Consider the following 18448-nt stretch of genomic DNA (forward strand, 5'->3'; position numbering starts at 1 on the left):
GAACCGTTACTTGAGCGCGCCCGCGGTCAGCCCCTGCACCACCTGGCGCTGGAAGATGATGTACGCGGCCAGCACGGGCAGCATCGCCATCACGAGGCCGGCGAAGAGACCGGACCAGTCACCCTTGTAGCCCTGGCTGACGGCCAGCTGGACGAGGCCCTGGGTGAGAACCTTGTTGTCCGGCTCGGTGTTGAGCACGGTCGGCAGCATGTACTGGTTCCACTGGCCCAGGAAGTTGAAGATGGTGATGCTGATCAGGCCCGGCTTGGCCATCGGCAGCATCACCTGGAAGAACGTCCTGGTGTGCGAGGCGCCGTCCACGAAGGCCGCCTCGGCCACCGAGGTCGGCAGCGTGCGGAAGAAGGCCGTCATGAAGAACACGGTGAACGGCAGTGAGTAGCCGATGTAGACCAGGATCAGTCCGGGCAGCGTGTTCAGCAGCGAGAGGTTCTGCATGACGTAGAACAGCGGGACCAGCGCCAGGATGATCGGGAAGCTCATTCCTCCGATGAAGAGGAAGTAGATGAAGCGGTTCCCGGGGAACTCGAAGCGCGCGAGGACATAGGCCGCCATGGAGCCCAGCAGCATGGTGCCGAGGAGCGAGAACCCCACCACGATGATCGTGTTGAGGAAATAGTCGCTCATGTTCGCTTCGGTCCAGGCGCGCGACCAGTTGTCGAAGTGCAGCGAGTCGGGCAGCGCCCAGGGCGAGCTGAAGATCTCCTTGTCCGTCTTGAACGAGGTCATCACCGCCCAGAGCAGCGGCAGCACGACCATGAACGCCCAGAGGACGAGCATGCCGTGCGAGAAGATGTTGAGGGTCCTGCCCTCGGTGGCCTTCTCCCGCGGCCCGGGCGCCGACGTCGTCTTCATGACGGGCGGCCTCTCCTCGGTGGTGTCGGCGGGAGGCATGTCGGTCGTCTTCACTCGTGGCCTCCTCGCGGCTCGGTCAGCTCGGTCTGCATCAGTACTCCAGCCGCTCGCGCCGGCCCAGCTTCATGACGACGGCCACGAACAGCAGCGTCACGACGAGCAGGGCGACACCGATCGTCGTCGCGTAGGCGGCCTGACCGTCACGGAACGCCTTCTGGTAGACGTACAGCGGCAGGACGGTCGTCGAGTAGTCGGGACCGCCGCCGTTCGGGCCGACGGTCATGATCTGCACGACCGCGAAGGCCTCGGCGCCGAGCGCCAGGATGCCCACATAGGCCCAGCCGGACTGCACGGTGTCCCAGAGAAGCGGCAGGGTGATCTTGAAGAATGTCGTGAGGCGGTTTGCGCCGTCCAGCAGCGCCGCCTCGTAGTAGTCCTTGGGAATGGAGGCCATTCCCGCGGAGAAGAGCACCACGAAGAAACCGACGGTGCACCAGACGAGTACCGCGAAAACGCACCAGAGGGCGAGATCGGGGTCACCGAGCCAGTCGGGCTGGACGCTGTCCAACCCGATCGCCTTCAGGGCGGAGTTGATCGCACCGCTGTTGGGGTTGTAGGCGAACTGGAACAGCAGCGCGACGATGGCGATCGACAGCACCTGCGGAAAGAAGTAGACCACCTTGTAGAAGGCGGAGCCGCGGACACCGGCGATCGCGGCATTCTTTCGGCGCCGTCCGCCGACATTGAGCATGAAGGCGAAGAACAGCGCCATGGTGAGGGTCACCAACGGCAGCAGCACGACCAGCATCACGCTGTGCTGCATCGACTTCCAGAAGACCTCGTCATCGAGCAGTCGCGTGTAGTTCTTGAAGCCCACCATCTTGAACTCGGGGCTCAGACCGCTCCAGTCCGTGAACGAATAGTAGATGGACTGGATGAAGGGCCAGATCACGAAGAGGCCGTAGATGGCCAGGGGGGCCGTCAAGAACCCCACGATGAAACGGTATTTGCCGTGTTGCATTCCTACCGACCCGATCTTCCCGCGGGGGCTGCCGTCGACGCCGCACTTCGAGAGCCGGGGCCCCGGTCACCGCCCGGAGCCCCGGCCTCGCTCACTGGTGCTTGTAGTGCTGGATGTTGTCGTCCTTGGCCGCCTCGTCGGCATAGCCCTGGATCTTCTTGATGGCCTCTGCCGGGGTGAGCCGCCCCGCCATCATCTCGCCGAGGCCGCCGACACCGATCTTCTCCTTCTGCAACGCCACGTACCAGTCTTGGATGCGCGGGTTGACCACGTTGGTGCCCGCCTTCTCCAGGGCCGCGACACCGGACTTCAGACCCGGCGTCAGCTCGATACCGTCGGTGCCGCCGTTGAACGCGGTCAGCGACTTGACGGACGCGGTGAAGTTCTTCGACGAGGCCTCGCTGAGCATGATGCGCAGCTGCTCCATGCCGCCGTCCGTGTTCTTGGCCTTGGCGGGGACGATGAAGGGCTCGCCGCCGGACGCCCAGATGGTGCCGAAGGGCATCTTGTCCGAGCTGTCGATGCCGCTGGGCGCGTTCACCGCGAGGTCGAAGTCCTTCGGCATGGTCTTCGCCGCCTCGTTCTCCACCCAGGAGCCGTTCGGGATGAAGAGCGCCTTGCCCTCGGTCCAGGCCGTCTGGGACTGGATGTGGTCGAGGCCCGGCGTGCCCTTGAGGATGTAGCCCTTCTTGTAGAGCTCGTAGTACGCCTCGAAGCAGGTCTTGACCGCGGGGTGCTTCCAGGCGTTCGGCTCCAGGTTGTCGATGGCGTCGAGGACCTCGACGCCCCCGACCTTGGCGATCATCGGGTAGAGCGAGAAGGGGATGTAGTACGGGTGCTTGCCCGCGTACGTCCAGCCCGCGATGCCCTGCTTCTTCGCCTTGGCACAGACCGCGAGCATGTCGTCCCAGGTCTCCGGGTACGTGGCGTCGAGAGACTCCAGCGCCTTCTGGGAGTACCACACGCCGTAGACGGTGTACGCGTAGTACATGATCCAGACCGGGTCGCCGTCGAACTGGCCCATCTCGACGATGCCGGGGCGCAGGGTGTCCCGTACCTTCTTGGCCGGGTCGTCGACGGACGGCGCGTCCAGCAGCGGGGTGAGGTCCGAGAGCTGCTTCTTGCCCACGAGGACGCCCATGTCCATCTGCTCGGCACCCGAGTTGTCGATCAGGTCCGGCGGAGTTCCCTGGTTGAAGCGCGGCTGCAGGACCGACTGGATCTTCTGCGTCGAGGAGAACTTGACTTTGGCCTTGGGGAAATTCTTCTCGTAGATCGCCTTGGCGTCCTCGGCGTACTTCGTGCCGAAACCACCGTCGAAGATGACGATCTCCAGCGGCGCGCTCTCATTGACGGCGAGGGGGTTCTCCTTGGTCTTCTTGCCCTTGTCGACCTTTTCCTCGCTGCCGCTGTCACCGCTGGCACAGGCCGACAGGAAACTCATCGTGGGTACGGAAATCAGGCCGAGCGCAGCGGTCCGCTTGATCAGATCGCGGCGGCCGACGCCCTCACGGTTGTTGTGGGCGGAAGTGGATCCCATGCTCAAGTCCTCGCCTTCATCAGGACTCAGGCGGTGAACCGGACCCTCCCCGGCACCGCGGTCTGTACTGCATTACCCGGGGGTCAACCCCCGGACCCCCGGCGGGAAAAGCAGGTCGGACGGCTTGCCCGGCGCTTTCCGCGGGGGGACGTAGAGCTGGATCGTGCGTGGAATACCGGGATCGGCGGGAATACGCGGCAGTCGCTGATCGCCACGCCCCCTTCTTCTCCCTGGCCTGTGCCTGTCCGCGGCCCGTCGAACGACTGGGCGGACGCCGACAGGTATAGTCCACTTCCCGCCAGCGGAGCAAGATCGAATGCACAGTTGGCCGACACTCTTTCCCGAAGTGAGACCTCGCGGAAATATCAGCTGCCCGCAGCCTCCGCCGCACAGCGGGTGATCAGGGAACGATCAGCGGTCGAACAGGAAGCCGACAGGTGAGCCCGTGGATGGGCCATCGGGCCGACTGTCGTCATTACCCCCGTACGCCACGTTCAACACCCTTGACATCACTGACCACTTGACTCCCTACTGGACCTGCGCAGCGAATTTGACAACGTTGTCCAGGCGCACGTGACAGGGAGGGTGCTGGCGCATGCACCACAGATCTCGGCAAGGGTCTCCGCACAGATCTCGGATCAGGGCACGGCACGGATGGGGTTCCACGGCGGTGCTCGGAGCGACCGCCTTCGCGCTGGTGGTGGCCTCGCAGGGCGCCGCGGTCGCCCGTCCGGCCGAAGCCGCGGCCGCGGACCGGGAGTTCGGTTCCTCCTTCGAGGCGGGTGAACCAGCACCCGACTGGCTGAATACAGTCGACACCGCGCCCGATGGTTCGAAGCGTTCGTCGGGTGTCGACGGCGGCTTCAGCACCGGCATTCCCGGCAATGTGACCGAGCACGTCACGGACGTCGGCGCGAGCGGCGAGAACGCGGGCTCGGGCGAGGTGAAGGAGAACCTCGTCGACGTCGAGCCCGGCACCAAATGGCTGACCTTCGCGCCCACCGGCTGGGTGGAGTTCGAGCTGGACGCCCCGGTCAAGCTGGTCACGTACGCGCTCACGTCGGCCAACGACCACGACGAGCGCGACCCTGTCGACTGGACCTTCCAGGGGTCCACGGACGGCAAGGACTGGAAGACCCTCGACACCCGCACCGGCGAGTCCTTCGGCGAGCGCTTCCAGACGAAGTCGTACGACCTCGCCGAGCCCGCGGAGTACCAGCACTTCCGGCTCGACATCACCAGGAACAACGGCGCTTCGGACGCCCTGCAACTCGCCGACGTGCAGTTCTCGACGGGCGGCGGCGAGGAGCCGACACCCAAGGACATGCTCTCGCTGGTGGACCGCGGCCCGAGCGGCTCCCCGACCGCGAAGTCCGGCGCGGGCTTCACGGGCAAGAAGGCCCTCCGGTACGCGGGCACGCACAAGGCCGACGGCCGCGCCTATTCGTACAACAAGGTCTTCGACGTGAACGTGGCCGTGGGCCGCGACACCGAGCTGGCCTACCGGGTCTTCCCGTCCATGGCGGACGGCGACCGGGACTACGACGCCACGAACGTCTCGGTGGACCTGGCCTTCACGGACGGCACCCATCTGAGCGACCTGCGCGCCCAGGACCAGCACGGGTTCCCGCTGACGCCTCAGGGACAGGGCGCGTCGAAGGTCCTGTACGTCAACCAGTGGAACAACGTCGTCTCCCGGATCGGCTCGGTCGCGGCCGGCCGTACGGTCGACCGGATCCTGGTCGCGTACGACTCCCCGAAGGGGCCCGCGAAGTTCCGCGGCTGGCTGGACGACGTGAACCTGAGCGTGCAGAAGCCCGAGAAGCCCAAGGCACATCTCTCGGACTACGCGTCCACCACGCGCGGCACCAACTCCAGCGGCGGCTTCTCGCGCGGCAACAACTTCCCGGCGACGGCCGTGCCGCACGGCTTCAACTTCTGGACGCCGGTGACGAACGCCGGTTCACTCAGCTGGCTCTACGACTACGCGCGGGCGAACAACGCGGACAATCTGCCGACGATACAGGCGTTCAGCGCGAGTCATGAGCCGAGCCCCTGGATGGGCGACCGGCAGACCTTCCAGGTGATGCCGTCGGCCGCGTCCGGCACCCCGGAGACGGGCCGCACCGCCCGCGCGCTGCCCTTCAAGCACGAGAACGAGACGGCACGCCCGTACTACTACGGGGTGCGGTTCGAGAACGGGCTGAAGACGGAGATGGCGCCGACTGACCACGCGGCGGCCATGCGCTTCACCTACCCCGGCGACGACACGAGCGTTATCTTCGACAACGTCACCGACCAGGCGGGCCTGACCCTCGACAAGGAGAACGGGACCTTCACGGGCTACTCGGACGTGAAGTCCGGCCTGTCGACGGGCGCGACCCGCCTCTTCGTGTACGGGGTCTTCGACGCGGAGGTCACCGAGGGCGGCTCCTCCGGTGTGAAGGGCCATCTGCGGTTCAAGGCGGGCGAGGACCGCACGGTCACGCTCCGCCTGGCCACCTCCCTGATCAGCATCGACCAGGCCAAGGACAACCTCCGTCAGGAGATCCCCGACGGCACGTCCTTCGACGCGGTCAAGTCGCGCGCCCAGAAGCAGTGGGACAAGATCCTCGGCAAGGTCGAGGTCGAGGGCGCGACACCGGACCAGCTGACGACCCTGTACTCCAGCCTCTACCGGCTGTACCTGTACCCCAACTCCGGCTTCGAGAAGGTCGGTTCGAAGTACCAGTACGCCTCGCCGTTCTCGCCGATGCCCGGCCCGGACACCCCGACGCACACCGGCGCGAAGATCGTCGACGGCAAGGTGTACGTCAACAACGGCTTCTGGGACACGTATCGGACGACCTGGCCGGCCTACTCGCTCCTGACGCCCGGTCAGGCGGGTGAGATGGTCGACGGGTTCGTGCAGCAGTACAAGGACGGCGGCTGGACCTCGCGCTGGTCCTCGCCCGGTTACGCGGACCTGATGACCGGCACCTCGTCGGACGTGGCGTTCGCGGACGCGTACGTGAAGGGGGTCGACTTCGACGCGAAGTCGGCGTACGACGCGGCGGTCAAGAACGCCACCGTCGTGCCGCCCTCCTCGGGCGTGGGCCGCAAGGGCATGGCGACCTCGCCGTTCCTCGGCTACACGAGCACCGACACGCACGAGGGTCTGTCGTGGGCGCTTGAGGGCTACCTCAACGACTACGGCATCTCGAAGATGGGCCAGGCCCTCTACGAGAAGACGGGCGAGAAGCGCTACAAGGAGGAGGCGGAGTACTTCCTCAACCGCGCCCAGGACTACGTCAACCTCTTCGACGACAAGGCCGGCTTCTTCCAGGGCCGTGACCAGAAGGGCGACTGGCGGGTCGAGTCGTCCAAGTTCGACCCGAGGGTGTGGGGTTACGACTACACCGAGACGAACGGCTGGGGTTACGCCTTCACCGCGCCCCAGGACTCCCGCGGCCTCGCCAACCTGTACGGCGGTCGCTCCGGGCTCGCGGAGAAGCTCGACACGTACTTCGCGACACCCGAGACCGCCTCGCCCGAGTTCGTCGGCTCGTACGGGGGCGTCATCCACGAGATGACCGAGGCCCGTGACGTACGGATGGGCATGTACGGGCACTCCAACCAGGTCGCCCACCATGTCAACTACATGTACAACGCGGCGAGCCAGCCCTGGAAGACGCAGAAGAACGTCCGCGAGGTGCTGTCCCGGCTCTACACCGGCAGCGAGATCGGGCAGGGCTACCACGGCGACGAGGACAACGGCGAGCAGTCGGCCTGGTTCCTCTTCTCCTCGCTCGGCTTCTACCCGCTGGTGATGGGCAGCGGCGAATACGCCGTCGGCTCACCGCTGTTCACCAAGACGACCGTGCACCTGGAGAACGGCAAGAAGCTGGTCGTGAAGGCCCCGAAGAACAGCGCGAAGAACGTCTACGTGCAGGGCCTGAAGGTCAACGGCAAGGCGTGGACGAAGACTTCGCTTCCACACTCGATCATCTCCCGTGGTGGCGTGCTGGAGTTCGACATGGGGTCGAAGCCGTCCTCGTGGGGCACCGGGAAGAACGCGGCGCCCGTCTCGATCGCCCAGGACGACAAGGTGCCGTCGCCCCGGAGCGATGTCATCGAGGGCGAGGGCGAGTTGTTCGACAACACCTCGGCGACGAACGCGACCGTCGAGTCGGTGGATCTGCCGACTGCCGACCGGGCCAAGGCCGTTCAGTACACGCTGACCTCGGCCGAGCGCTCCAAGGCTCCGCAGGGCTGGGTCCTCCAGGGCTCGTCCGACGGGACCACGTGGAAGGACCTCGACAAGCGGTCCGGCCAGTCCTTCACCTGGGACCGGCAGACACGGGCGTTCTCGGTCAAGGCGCCCGGGGCGTACACCGAGTACCGCCTGGTCCTCGACGGTGAGGCGACGCTGGCGGAGGTGGAACTGCTGAGCTGACGCACAGCACGGCTCGACAGCACGCGCACGGCGTACGCGGCACCGGTTACGGCAGGACGGTAACCGGTGCCGTGTCGTTGGCGGGGTCGGGGTCCCGGCGGTCGGAGTCGGGGGCGTCAGTCACCCGCACGCTGCCCTCGCCCGGTCCGCCGAGTCGGAGCGTGAAGTCGAAGGTGCGTGTCCTGCCCGCTTCGAGCCCGCTTCCCACGGAGCAGGAGTACGTGCCCTTGTCGAGGTCGCAGTAGGGCTCGTAGACGTCCTCGTCGATGGCCTCCATGGGCTGCTTCACCACGGTGGCACTCTCCGGCGGGGTGAACAGCAGTGTCGTGCTCCCGGGGTTGGCGGGCCCGTTGTTGCGGACCTTCAGGCGCACGGTGTGCTCGCTGCCGCGCTCGCCGCTCACGTCGACGGCGAAGACCTCGAAGTCGGCGTAGGTGTCCACCTGTACCTCGCTCCACACATCACCGCCGGCGAACGTCGCCTTCAGGTCGGCTGCCTTCGCGGTCGCGGTCGTCAGCCGGGCGCCGTCACCGTGGTCGCCGCCCTCGGGCACGACACTGTTCTTCGCGGGGCCCATGTCCAGGGCCCACGCCTGCTGGTGGAACGAGGAGTACATCTCCGTCGTGGCGACGTCCAGCGTCAGGTCCGGACGGAGGGTGATCGCCTGGCCGGGCGGTATGCGCAGGTCGGGGAACTCGCACACGGCGACGGAACCCTTCTGGGGCTCCGGGTAGCGGCAGTTGCCGTACCGGTGCTTGAAACGCAGGCCCGTACCGACGGCGAGTTCGAGGCCGACGCCACGCACGGGCACCTCCCCGGTGTTGCGGACCACGACGGGCGTGCCGAGGACGGAGCCGGGTTCGACGTCCTTGAACACCTTCGTCGTCCGCACCTTCACCACGGGCTCGCCGACGACGACCCGGGTGCGGGCGCTGAGCTTCTTCCCCTTCTGGGTGGTGAAGCTGAAACGGACCGTTCCGCTGTCGCCGGGCCTGCTGCCCGGGGCGGCGTACGGATAGACACGGTCGATGTCGGACCAGCTGTTGTAGGCGCCGCTCACCTTGCAGACGACCCGGGTGTCGGTTCCGGCGCACCTGGGGTTCTTCTTGCGGATGTCCGAGATCTTGAGCCGTACGGCCTGCTCGGACCCGGTGACGTCCACCGTGAGCCGATGGTCCTGCGTTCCGAAGCGGCTCCTGGCCTTCACGTCCTCGGCCTGGACGTGGAAGGGCACCTTGTTCGTCGGACCGGACTTGTCCCCGGGCGGCCGGAGATAGAACTGGTCCGGCACCGCGATCCACGACTTCTTCGCGGCGCCGACACCGGCGCCGCACCCCGCGAGTCCACCCAGCAGCATCACCAGTGCCAGACAGACGGCTGCGGGCCGCAGCACTGTCCCTCGCGCGCGCATGGCTCGTCCCCCGGGGAGATCGTCGGAATCGCACACGCTACCGCCTCCGCCGGTTGGAGCACCGACGGAGGCGGACTGCCTTGCTGGGGAGGACAGTTCAGTTCACCGCGACGGTGAACACATGCAGGTCCGCGTCGCCGCGGGTGTTCTCGGGGCTCCAGGAGAGCATGCCGAAGGGGACGACTGCGCCCGGGAAGACATTGCCGCCGTTCCTGGCGCCGATGAGCGGGTCGACGTACGGGGTGGGGTCCTGGACGGCTCAAGGCCCAACAGGTTTGACAGCGTTGTCTGTTGGAGGAGTAGAGTCTCGGCGAGACCATTCGACAACGTTGTCGCGTCCTCGGGCGCGACAACGTTTGGTCGGCACAAGCCATTTTCCATCCGGGCAGACCTTCCCCCGAACCTGCCCGGCTCGCGGACCCGGTGGATTACGGCCACCGGGTCCGCCCCGAGCAAGTGGTGTCACAGGTTCACCGGCCCGGCTCAGCCCGGCCGACAGGCGAGGGCCGTCGCCGCATCACCCCCGGACCCCTGGACGACGTACCCGAACGAGGCGCTCTCGCCCGGATCGAGCGACCCGTTCCAGTCGGCGTTGTGGACCATCACGTTCTGACCGCTGTACGTGGCGTTGCCGCTCCAGAGGCTGGCGACGGACTGGCCGCCCGGCAGTGACCAGTCGACCATCCAGCCGAGCATCGGCACCTCACCGGTGTTGGTGACGGTGACCTCGGACTGGTAACCGCCGGACCAGTTGCCCGTAGTGCGGCGGGTGGCGGAGCAGGCGCCGGGCGGGGGCTCGGTCGGGTTGCCCGGGTCGTGGACGCCCGTCACCTCTCCGTTTCCGCCGTCGAAGACGACGTCGGAGCAGGAGTAGAAGGTCTCCGCGCTGTCCGAGCGCTGCCAGACCATGTAGATCAGATGGCGGCCCGACTTGCCCGAGGGGAGCTTGCCCGACCAGGAGTAGTTCGCCTCGACCGTGCCCGGAGAGCCGTTGAGCGGCGGGTGGTCGACGCTCAGGAACGGCTGTTCCTCCATGTCGTTCCAGGTGAGCGACTTGGTCGGGTCGAAGCCGTCCTTGGAGATGTAGACGTAGAACCAACCCGGGTGCGCGGCCCAGGCGTTGTAGGAAAAGTCGACGGTCGCGCCCGAGGTCAGATGGGTCAACGGCCAGTCGGCGCTCGGGGAGTTGAAGCCCGTGAAGTTGGTGTTGCCGCCGCTGCAGAGCTCGCCGTCGGGCACGAAGCCGCGGGTGCGGCCCGCGCCGTCCGAGCGGAGCACCGAGAACCAGTTGTAGAACGGGGTCGTGCCGCTGACCTGCTGCGCCTTCTTGCAGGCCGGGTTGATCGGTTTGATCTCACCGGTGTCGGTGAGCCCGTCCTGCCAGCACAGGAAGGTGCGGCTGCCGGGCTTCATGGGGGTGCCGTGGGCTTTCGCCTCGCCGCCGGCCGAGACGACCAGACCGAGCGCCGGGATCGTGACGACCAGGGCCAGCAGGATGAGAAGGAAGGCTCTGCCGCGGGCGGGTAGCGGTAATCGCCGCGGGGGCCGCGGGGTGGGCGAGGAGGTTGTCAGGATCATGACAGATCTGTCCGTCCCTTCGTTCACGGGCCGTGCGATGTCCAGTGATGTCAGTTGACGTCCGTGTGCGGATGCGCGAGATGGGAGCGAGCCCCGGGCGGGTTCCGGTCCACCAGATGTGGGAGCGCTCCCACCACACGTGCTTTTGACGCTAGCGCGGACCTCTACACCTGTAAACGCCTGGCGCACAAGGGCCGCACCCGGACGGGGTGCGGTTCGCGCGACGGTTGGGGAACGGGTCACTGTCCGCTCATGGACGAAGAGGCGATGTCCGGGGCTCGTGTCGGTACCGGGGCGGGGGCGGTGCGGGCGTGGGTGCCGACGTCTGTGCCTGGGCCCGCATCTGTGCCTGTGCCTGGGCCTGGGCCTGGGCCTGGGCCTGGGCCTGGGCCTGCGTCGGCGTCGGCGTCGGCGTCGGCGTCGGCGTCGAGGGAGCCGAGACCGTGTCCACGGGGAGCAGCCGGGGCATCCCGATGGCGGGCAGTTCTATGGTGAACTCCGTGCGTCCCGGCTCGCTCTCGACTCCGATCCGGCCCCCGTGCGCCTGTGTGATCGCCGCCGCGATGGCGAGGCCCAGACCGGCGCCGCCGGACCTGGCGTCCGGGCGGGAGCGCGAGGCGTCGGCGCGGGTGAAGCGTTCGAAGACCCTGGGGAGCAGGGTGGGCGGGATGCCGGGGCCGTTGTCGCGTACCCGGATGACGCGGCGTTCGTCCGTGGCCTCCACCGAGGTGACGACGGTCGTGCCCACAGGTGTGTGCATACGCGCGTTGGCCAACAGATTGGCCACCACCTGGTGGAGTCGGGCCTCGTCGCCGACGACGAGCGCCGGGGTGTCGAGGAGCGGTCCGAGCTGCCAGTCGTGGTCGCTCCCGGTGGCCCGCGCGTCCCATACCGCCTCGGCGACCAGGGCCGCGAGGTCCGCCTCGGCGGAGTGCGGCAGCCGTCCCTCGTCCAGCCGGGCGAGCAGCAGCAGATCCTCCACGAGGCCGGTCATCCGCGCCGACTCGGCGGAGATCCTCCGCCAGGCCAGCGTGGGCTCGATCATGCCCGCGCCGCGGTTCATCAGTTCCGCGTAACCGGCGATGGCCGCGAGCGGCGTACGGAGTTCATGGCTGGCGTCGGCGAGGAGGCGGCGTATGCGTTCCTCGCTGCGGTGCATCTCCTCCTCGCCGCGCTGCCGTTGGTCGAGCGAGGACTCCACGTGGTCGATCAGGCGATTGAGCGCGGCGCCGACCTGGCCCGCCTCGCTGCCGGGGCCTGTGTCCCGTTCGGATACGCGGGTGAGGCCGGACGCGGGGGTGAGGCCCGTGGCCCCAGCCCGGTCCAGCGGTGAGCGGGAGACCTCGACGGCGGTGGCTGCGACCCGCCCCAGCGGCCGCAGCTGACGCCGGATGACGACGGCACAGACGCAGCTCGCGGCGGCGAGACCGACGACGGCGACCACGGCCTCGACGACGATCAGGCTCCGGATCATGTCCCGTACGCCGTCCATCGGCAGGCCGGTGAGGACGGCTTGCCCGCCGTCGGCGAGGGCGGTGACCCGGTAGGTGCCGAGGCCGGGCACGGTTCGGGTGTGCAGGGAGCCGTCGGCCTCGATGCCGTCGAGCGCGGCGCGTTGGGCGGCGCCGAGATTTCGCGGATCGCCGTCCTGGGGGACGACCCGGGCGGCGGAAACGTACCCGTCGGCTTCGAGCGTGCCTGTGATCGTGCCGACGGCCTGACCCCGCTGGTCGAGGAACGTCAGGTCCGTGTCGAAGGCCGGCCCGGCCTCGGTCGTGCCTTGGGTCCTGCCCGAGGTCCTGCCCGGGGTCCCGCCCTGAACGCGCTCGGCGGCGCTGGTGACGCGCTGGTCCAGATCGCCGAGCAGATAGGCGCGTTGGACGAGGAAGACAGTGAGTGCCGTCACCGCGCACACGGCGACGAGGGCGACTCCGACGAACAGCGGAAGGCGGGACCGCAGCGAACGGCCGCGCGGGGAACGGTGGTCCCGCGACGACCGCCCCCACTGCTGCGCCCACAGCCGAACCCGATGCCGCTCCCGGAGTCGCAGTCGCGAACTCATCTCCCGTCCTCCATCGGTCCGGCGGCATACGTGGCACCCCGCCCGGTGTGGATCGTCGGCGCCGAAGTGAGTCCGTCCGTGAGTCCGTCCGTGCGGGGTTCCGGCCCGGCTGTGCGGTGCTCCGGCCCGGCTGTGTCGTGTCGCAATCCGTCGAGCACGACGGCATGCGGAACGACGGCATGCGGGACGCCACCGCGCGCGATGCGGCTGTGCGCAACGCCGCTGTGCCCGACGCGCGGCACGGACGAGCCGTCCGTCCCCCGGCAGGGCCGCCCACCGATGGCGGTGACGCCCTCGGTGACGACCCTGATGCCTACCGCGGGGAGCGGTCCCGTGTGGCCGGTTTCGTCGTCGACGTTCAGCACGCGGACGTGCTCCCTTCGGATACCAGACATGTCTTGATCCTGTCCCGGTTCGCTGGCAGAACCCTGTGTTCCGCCTGAGCCGCAGCCGTGCGACCCGGTGGGCCGGGGCAGACGGCGACCCGTCCCCCGGCGTAGCGCACCCGCCAACTCCCTTGGCCAAAAGGGGCATTGGCATTCCTCGGCCACGCGAATCCCTTGAGCCTCCTGCCGCCCGGCGCCCACTCTGATCACTGGCTTCCGCCCACCAGGCCGGAAGCGTTGTCAGCGTTCAGGGGAGGACGTCCACCCATGCGAAGACTCCACGCCCTCTGGGCCGTGGCCGGAGCGGCCGGACTGCTCACGGGGGCGATCACGCCCGCGACGGCCGGTCCCGGGGCCGCGGTCACCAAGCCCGACGCCACGCGCGTACAGAGCGCCGCCACAAGCGACGCCGCGACCACGAAACCCGACGCCGCGACCGGCGCCGTAACCACTCAGACCGTCACCCTTCTCACCGGCGACACCGTGTCGCTCACCGCGGGAGCGGACGGCAGGAACGCCGTCGACGTCCGGCGCGGCAAGGGGCGTGAGGCCGCCACTTTCCTGTCCAGCGAGCGCAAGGGCGAGATCAGCGTCATCCCCGCGGACGCCGTGCCGCTGCTCCGGGCGGGCCGCCTCGACCCGGCCCTGTTCAACATCACCCAGCTGGTGAAGCAGGGGTACGCCGACACCAAGACCGGCACCACCCCGCTCATCGCCACCTACAGCAAGGGCGGCGCGACGCCCGACGGCGCGCGCCGCACACTCGCGCTGCCCGGGATCGACGGCGCCGCACTCAGCGCGAAGAAGTCCACCGCCTTCTGGGCGGACATCGCCCCCGCGCTCGGCACCGAGGCGACCTCGAAGGCCGCGCGGCAGCTCGGCGACGGCATCGAGAAGATCTGGCTGGACGCCAAGGTGAAGGCGTCCCTCGACGTGAGCGTGCCGCAGATCGGCGCGCCCGAGGTGTGGCGGTCGGGCTACGACGGCAAGGGCGTCAAGGTCGCGGTCCTGGACACGGGCGTGGACACCGGGCACCCGGACCTCGCCGGGAAGGTCGCCGAGTCCCAGAGCTTCGTACCCGACCAGGCGGTGCAGGACGGTCACGGCCACGGCACCCATGTGGCGTCCACGATCGTCGGCTCGGGCGCGGCTTCGGACGGCAAACGCAAGGGAGTCGCGCCGGGCGCCGAGCTGCTGGTCGGCAAGGTTCTGGGCGACGACGGCCGGGGCCAGTCCTCGTGGATCATCGCGGGCATGGAGTGGGCGGCCCGCTCCGGTGCGAAGATCGTGTCGATGTCGCTGGGCGGCACGGCATCGGGCCCCTCCGACGCGCTCAGCCAGAGCGTCGACGAGCTGTCCGCCTCCACGGGCACCCTCTTCGTCGTCGCGGCGGGCAACGCCGGTCCGTACGAGCAGACCATCGGCACCCCGGGAATCGCCGACTCGGCGCTGACGGTGGGCGCGGTCGACAAGTCGGACAAGCTCGCCCCGTTCTCCAGCCGCGGTCCGCGCCTCGGCGACTCCGCGGTCAAGCCGGAGATCACCGCTCCGGGCGCGGCCATCACGGCGGCCCGCGCCTCGGGCACCGCCATGGGCACCCCGGTCGACGCCAACTACACGACGGCGGGCGGCACTTCGATGGCGACGCCGCACGTCTCGGGCGCGGCGGCCCTGGTCGCGCAGGCCCATCCGGACTGGACGGGTCAGCAGATCAAGCAGGCCCTTGCCAGTACCGCGAAGACGAATGCCGACAACTCCGTGTTCGAGCAGGGAGACGGCAGGGTCGACGCCGTACGGGCGGTCCGGCAGGGAGTCTTCGCGACCCCGGCGCTGAGCTTCGGCAAGTTCGAGGACGGCGACGCCGGGGCCGTCACCAAGGAGATCACGTACACCAACACCACTGACACCGCAGTGGAGTTGAAGGTCGCCTCCTCGCTCGCGGCGGCCGTCCCGGGCGACGACACGGTGACGGTTCCGGCCAAGGGCACCGCCACGGTCCCGGTCGGCGTCGACCCCGCGAAGGAGGCCCAGGGCCGGTACACGGGCCATGTCACGGCGGCCGCCGACGGCATCCAGGTCACCACGGCCGTCGGCTTCGAGAAGGCGCCGAAGACGTACGACCTCAAGGTCTCGCTCCTGGGCCGCGACGGCAAGCCGCCCACCGGCGGGTCGATCTACACGCTCATGGAGCTGAACGGCGCCTACCCCGACGAGTACGGCTTCCTCGGCACCGGCTGGACCTGGCAGGTTCCGGCCGGCACCTACTCCATCTCGACCTGGATCCCGGACCGCGACGCGGGTGGGACGGCCGTCGGCACCTCGATCGTCGTCAACCCCGAGATCAAGGTCGGCAAGGACACGGAGGTCGTCCTCGACGCCCGCAAGGCCGTCGAGATCAAGCCGAAGACCAAGCAGGACTCCGAGTTCCAGGGCTTCAGCACCAATGTGCACCGCGAAGGGCCTGGCAGCGCCTGGGGTCTGACGTACAGCCAGGGCTGGTGGACCGACCACCTCTATGTCTCGCCGACCGAGAAGGTCACCGAGGGAAGCTTCGAGTTCTCCGCCAAGTTCCGGTTGTACGCGAAGGAGTTGACGGCGAGCGTCACCAGCCCCGAGAAGGTCGAACTGTCCTCGCTCTACTACTCCCAGACCTACAACGACTTCCCGTTGAAGATCAGCGGTGACCGCAAGGTCCAGGCGGTGGACGCGGGCGGCGGTAGCGAGGCCGACTTCGCGGGTCTCGACGTCAAGGGCAAGGTGGCGGTCGTCGGGCTCGGCGCCACCGAGCGGGCGGACGGCGCTCTGGCCAACGCGACCAGGGCCGGGGCGGGTTACCTCATCGCGTACCGCAAGACACCCGGTTTCTGGATCGAGGCCGTGGACCGCGCGACCACCGTTCCGCTGATGATCGCCACCGGCGAGGAGGGCGCCAGGCTCACCGGCCTGCTGCAGTCCGGCAAGCAGACCGGCAAGAAGGTCACACTGAAGCTGGGCGGCACGCCGGTCAGCCCGTACGTCTACAACCTGCTCGCCGCGCAGAGCGGCGGCGTCTCCAAGAACCAGACGTACGACCTGGACAAGTCCAACACGGTCAAGCGCACGGCCCGTTACCACGGAGCCACGGCCGGCGAGCTCGGCGCGGACACCCTCTACACCTTCCGCCCCTGGCAGCTCTTCGGCATCGAGAACAGCAAGTACCTGGAGCTGGGCACGGAACGCGACGAGTACTACTACGTCGACCCCGACACCCGCACCTGGCACGTCGCCTATCCGAACTGGCAGACGCTCAGGGGCCAGTGGAGCCCGCTGCGAACCTTCAGCAAGCCGGCCACCGAGCCCACCGAGAACTGGCTGCGCCAGGTGGTCCGCCCCGGCACCAGCGAGGAGTACGGCCTCTCCGTGCGCGAGGGTGACGAACTCACCTTCTCGGTGGCGGAGTTGAGCGACTCCACGCCGGGCCACTACGGATACATCGACGGCACCGACAGCACCGCGAAGGGCAAGCTCTACGCGGACGGGCAACTGGTCGGCGACTCGACGCTGGGCGGGTACGGCATCTTCAACGTCCCTGCGGCGAAGGCCTCGTACCGCTTCGAGCTGGACGTGCAGCGGCGGGCGGAGTGGGCGAAGTACTCCACGAACACGCACACCGAATGGACCTTCGCCTCGGCGCACACCGCCGCCGAGACCGCACTGCCGCTGCTGACCGTCGGCATCGCCCCCAAGGGCCTCGACCTCCTCAACCGGGCCAAGAGCGGCCGGGGGTTGGAGATCGGGCTGCCGGTCTCCAACCAGCTGGGAAGCGTCAAGGCAAACGCTCTCAAGGCATGGGCCTCCTACGACGACGGCGCGTCCTGGAAGGAGGTGAAGGTCAAGAACGGCACGGCGCGGTTCAAGCCGGCGAAGGATGCCGAGTCGGTGTCGCTGCGGGTGCGGGCCACCGACCGCGACGGCAACGGGATCGACCAGACCGTACTGCGGGCCTTCGGCCTGAAGTAGCCGCCCGCCGGGCCATTGCGTCGGCCCGAAGCAACCGCCCGCCCGGCACGGTGTATCAGCCTTAACAAAGATCCTCTACCGTGCCGGGCCATGGTGAACACGGCATACGACACGGCACGACAGACCCCCGCCGCGAGCCCCTGGGCCGCGGTGGGGGTCTCCGTCTTCGACGAGCTGGTGTACCAGGCGATCCTCAATCAGCCCGACGCCGGGGCGGCCGGCTGGGCGCTGCTCACCGGTGGTCCGCCGGCACGGGTGCGCGAGTCCTGCAACCGGCTGCTGGCTCTCGGGCTTCTCCAACCCCCGGACTCCATGGGCGGGTTACGCGCGGTCGACCCACGGGTGGGGATCCGTGCGCTCATCCGGCGGCGCGAGACGGAGTCCGAACTGCTGGCCGCCACCGCCGAGGAGATGGCCACCGCGTACGAGGCCGGGCTGTTGCGCGAGGAGCCCGCCCGGCTGGTCGAGGTCGTCTCCGGCGAGGGCGCCAACGCGGCCCGCCTGGAGGAGCTGTACGCACGCGCCGAGCACGAGGTGTGCCTCTTCGACACTCCCCCGTATCTCGCCCCGCGCACCCCGCAGTTGGACCTCCAGGCCGATCTGCTCAGCCGCGGGGTCGTCTATCGCGCGGTGTACGCGGCCACCGCCCTGGAGGACCCGGACGTCCTGACGCACGCCTGGAAGATGGTCGAACTCGGCGAGCAGGCCCGGGTGTTGCCCTCGGTGCCGGTCAAGATGCTGCTGGTCGACGGGCGCCGGGCGATGCTCCCGCTGACCGCCTCCGAGACGGGCGGCTACTGCGCCGTCGTGGTACGGCACTCGGCGGTGACCGAGGCCCTGCAGAAGCTCTTCGACCTGGCCTGGCAGCAGGCGACCCCGCTCGGCCAAACAGCCGCCAACGGTGGACTCCCCGAGGGCGAGCGGGTGTTGATCCGGCTGCTGGCGGCAGGCATGAAGGACGAGGCGGTGGCCCGCCATCTGGGCGTGAGCCTCAGAACCCTGCGACGCCGCGTAAGCGAACTCCAGGAACGGCTGGGCGCGGCAAGCAGGTTCCAGCTGGGCGTACGGGCCGCCCAGCGGGGCTGGGTGTAGCGGCCCGAGCACACGAGCCACCCACCGGACCGTCGGCCGCCACACACGCCG

Annotated in this window: 10 protein-coding genes and 1 pseudogene; 3 read left to right on the forward strand and 8 right to left on the reverse strand. The window is 68.5% G+C overall.

Annotated elements, in window-relative coordinates; translation table 11 throughout:
- Positions 1-6: 6 nt before the first annotated feature.
- The 3 genes from OG718_RS16475 to ngcE all read right to left on the reverse strand — a co-directional run bounded on the left by OG718_RS16475 (position 7) and on the right by ngcE (position 3434).
- Positions 7-912: a carbohydrate ABC transporter permease gene (locus tag OG718_RS16475; protein WP_143638684.1), complete on the reverse strand. Its 906-nt coding sequence runs from the start codon at positions 910-912 to the stop codon at positions 7-9.
- 52 nt (positions 913-964) lie between these two features.
- Positions 965-1894 carry a carbohydrate ABC transporter permease gene (locus OG718_RS16480; protein ID WP_306937141.1) on the reverse strand — a complete coding sequence of 310 codons (930 nt, stop codon included), beginning with the start codon at positions 1892-1894 and terminating at the stop codon, positions 965-967.
- 91 nt (positions 1895-1985) lie between these two features.
- Entirely contained in the window at positions 1986-3434 is a 1449-nt protein-coding gene (ngcE, locus tag OG718_RS16485; protein WP_143638386.1) for an N-acetylglucosamine/diacetylchitobiose ABC transporter substrate-binding protein, read from the reverse strand.
- 595 nt (positions 3435-4029) lie between these two features.
- Between ngcE and OG718_RS16490 the strand changes: the two genes are divergently transcribed.
- The gene (locus tag OG718_RS16490) at positions 4030-7869 is read left to right on the forward strand and encodes a GH92 family glycosyl hydrolase (RefSeq protein WP_443055092.1); all 3840 of its coding nucleotides are present in this window, start codon (positions 4030-4032) and stop codon (positions 7867-7869) included.
- 46 nt (positions 7870-7915) lie between these two features.
- On the opposite strand, the gene OG718_RS16495 is transcribed toward OG718_RS16490, so the two are convergent.
- The 5 genes and pseudogenes from OG718_RS16495 to OG718_RS16515 form a co-directional block, all read right to left on the reverse strand.
- Positions 7916-9280, reverse strand: a complete 1365-nt coding sequence (locus tag OG718_RS16495) for a DUF11 domain-containing protein (protein ID WP_260695275.1) — start codon at positions 9278-9280, stop codon at positions 7916-7918.
- A gap of 130 nt (positions 9281-9410) precedes the next feature.
- Positions 9411-9536 (reverse strand): annotated as a pseudogene (locus tag OG718_RS16500) (hypothetical protein); the annotation flags it as partial.
- A gap of 227 nt (positions 9537-9763) precedes the next feature.
- A complete protein-coding gene (locus tag OG718_RS16505; protein WP_328844482.1) occupies positions 9764-10858 on the reverse strand; it encodes a lytic polysaccharide monooxygenase auxiliary activity family 9 protein in 1095 nt (364 codons plus the stop codon).
- A gap of 250 nt (positions 10859-11108) precedes the next feature.
- Positions 11109-12920 carry a sensor histidine kinase gene (locus OG718_RS16510; protein WP_328844483.1) on the reverse strand — a complete coding sequence of 604 codons (1812 nt, stop codon included), beginning with the start codon at positions 12918-12920 and terminating at the stop codon, positions 11109-11111.
- Positions 12917-13315, reverse strand: a complete 399-nt coding sequence (locus OG718_RS16515; RefSeq protein WP_328844484.1) for a hypothetical protein — start codon at positions 13313-13315, stop codon at positions 12917-12919. The genes OG718_RS16510 and OG718_RS16515 overlap by 4 nt, the downstream gene beginning before the upstream one ends.
- Positions 13316-13573: 258 nt before the next feature.
- Here OG718_RS16515 and OG718_RS16520 point away from each other — a divergent pair, with 258 nt between their 5' ends.
- Both OG718_RS16520 and OG718_RS16525 read left to right on the forward strand, forming a co-directional pair.
- Positions 13574-17305: a S8 family peptidase gene (locus OG718_RS16520; RefSeq protein WP_328844485.1), complete on the forward strand. Its 3732-nt coding sequence runs from the start codon at positions 13574-13576 to the stop codon at positions 17303-17305.
- 90 nt (positions 17306-17395) lie between these two features.
- A complete protein-coding gene (locus OG718_RS16525; protein ID WP_328844486.1) occupies positions 17396-18397 on the forward strand; it encodes a helix-turn-helix transcriptional regulator in 1002 nt (333 codons plus the stop codon).
- Positions 18398-18448 lie beyond the last annotated feature (51 nt).

Origin of the sequence: Streptomyces sp. NBC_00258, assembly GCF_036182465.1 — a bacterium.
Taxonomy (GTDB): domain Bacteria; phylum Actinomycetota; class Actinomycetes; order Streptomycetales; family Streptomycetaceae; genus Streptomyces.